We start from the raw sequence: 2127 nt of genomic DNA, 5'->3' as shown, positions 1-2127 counted from the left end.
CCACCCGCCCGCGCAGCTGGTGCAACTGGGCAAGGCCGAAGCGGTCAGCCGCCTCGATCACGATGAGCGTCGCATTGGACACGTCGACGCCGACCTCGATGACGGTGGTCGCGACCAGTACCCCCGTCCGCCCGGCCGAGAAACCGGCCATCACCGCGTCCTTCTCCGGCCCCTTCATCCGCCCGTGGACGAGCGCAACCTTGTCGCCGAAACGCGCCCGCAAGGTCTCCGCACGGGCTTCGGCAGCGGCAAGATCGCTCTTTTCCGATTCCTCGACCAGCGGACACACCCAATAGGCTTGCCCCCCCGCCGCCAGATGCCGGCCCAGCCCCTCGATGACATCGGCCAGCCGGTCCTCGGAGATCACACGCGTTTCGATCGGCGTGCGTCCCGGCGGCATTTCGTCGAGCTTGCTGACGTCCATCTCGCCATAAACGGCAAGCGTCAGTGTGCGCGGGATCGGCGTCGCAGTCATCGCCAGGAGATGCGGATGCTGGCCTTTCGCGGTCAACATCATGCGTTCAGCCACGCCGAAGCGGTGCTGTTCGTCGACGACGATCAGGCCGAGGTCCTTGTAGCCGACGGCTTCCTGGAAGATCGCATGAGTGCCGATCAGGATGTCGATCGACCCGTCGGCGAGGCCCATCAGCGTCGCCTCGCGCACGCGTCCCTTGTCGCGGCCAGTAAGCACCGCGATGTTGACCGGCAGCCCGGCGAGCAGCCGCTGGAGGCTGTCGAAATGCTGGCGCGCGAGGATTTCGGTGGGGGCGAGAAAGGCGCCCTGCGTCCCCGCCTCGACCGCGATCAGTAACGCCATTGCGGCGACCAAAGTCTTGCCCGACCCGACATCGCCTTGCAGCAGCCGCAGCATCGGTTGCGCCTGTGCGAGATCGCCCTCGATCTCGGCGACCGAGCGCTGCTGCGCGCCGGTCGGCTGATAGGGCAGCTTGAGCATCGCGCGCAGCCGCCCGTCGCCCACGAGCGCCCTGCCCTTGCGCGCGCGGGTCGATGCGCGCACCAAGGTCAGCGCGAGCTGGTTGGCGAACACCTCGTCATAGGCAAGCCGTTCGCGCGCCGCCGCGTCCTGCGGATCGGCATGGACGCGCGCGAGCGCCGCCCGCCACCCCGGCCAGCCGCGCCGCGCGAGCAGCCCCGGTTCGATCCACTCGGGCAAGTCGGGCGCGCGCTCGATCGCCTGCGCCGCGAGCATCGCCAGCCGCTTCGACGTCATGCCGTCGGACAGCGGATAGATCGCCTCGCGCCCGCCGATCCCTTCGGCCTCGTCGAGCGGGACGACGTGATCGGGGTGGATGATCTGCAATTCCTGCCCGTACATCTCGAGCCGCCCCGACACGCGGCGCGCCTCGCCCAGGGGCAGCAGCTTCTTCACCCAGCCGCCATTCCCGCCGAAATAGACGAGGCTGACGTAATTCCCTTTAGCATCGGTCGCGTGCACGCGCATCGGCCCGCGTCCGCTCTGCCGATAATCGACCGCGGTCAGCGTGATCACGATCGTGCGGCCCGCATCGGCCATGTCGAGCTCGTCGCGCTCGACCCGGTCGATCCACCCGCTCGGCAAGTGAAACGCCACGTCGACGACGCGCGCGATCCCCAGCCGATCGAGCGGCTTGGCGAGTGCAGGCCCCACCCCTTTCAGCGCGGTGATCTCGGCAAACAGCGGATTGAGGATTTGCGGGCGCATGACTATGTCGCCTGTGTAACCCGAGCCGGCACCTGCTTCCAAGCGGTGACCCGGCCAATCGCCGTTGGCCAAAATTTCTTTGGGAAGTGCATGATGGACCGCGAGACCCGCCTGAAACGCCTGCAATTCCGCGCGCACCACCGCGGCACCAAGGAAGCCGACCTGCTGATCGGCGGCTTTTTCGACGCGCACGGCGCCGGCTGGTCGGACGCCGAGATGACGTTGTTCGAGGCGCTGCTCGAGGAGCAGGACGTCGACATCATGGCCTGGGCAATGGGCACCCAAGTCGCCCCGCCGCGTTACGAAGGGTCGATCCTCGCCGCGCTCAAGACGCTGAACTACGTGCCGGTGGCGCGGTAAACTCCCTCTCCCCTTTGGGGGGAGGGATGGGGAGAGGGGGCGCCACAGGCGGCGTCGCCTCGTTC

The 2127-nt window shown here is 67.9% G+C and carries 2 protein-coding genes; one reads left to right on the top strand and one right to left on the bottom strand.

Translation table 11 applies throughout. From position 1 onward, the window contains the following. On the bottom strand, positions 1 to 1702 hold a 1702-nt coding region (locus tag AX672_RS08695), incomplete at its 3' end, for an ATP-dependent DNA helicase RecG (RefSeq protein WP_066650759.1). A 93-nt stretch (positions 1703 to 1795) separates the two neighbouring features. Here AX672_RS08695 and AX672_RS08690 point away from each other — a divergent pair. Further along, positions 1796 to 2062, top strand: coding sequence for an FAD assembly factor SdhE (locus AX672_RS08690; protein ID WP_066650758.1), 267 nt, complete (start codon positions 1796 to 1798; stop codon positions 2060 to 2062). The last annotated feature ends 65 nt before the right edge of the window (positions 2063 to 2127 follow it).

The sequence above is a fragment of the Sphingomonas sp. CCH10-B3 genome (assembly GCF_001556185.1).
GTDB classification, from domain to species: domain Bacteria; phylum Pseudomonadota; class Alphaproteobacteria; order Sphingomonadales; family Sphingomonadaceae; genus Sphingomonas; species Sphingomonas aquatica.
The sequence above is the reverse complement of the archived record's forward strand: the minus strand, read 5'-3'. Positions and strand labels throughout refer to the sequence as shown.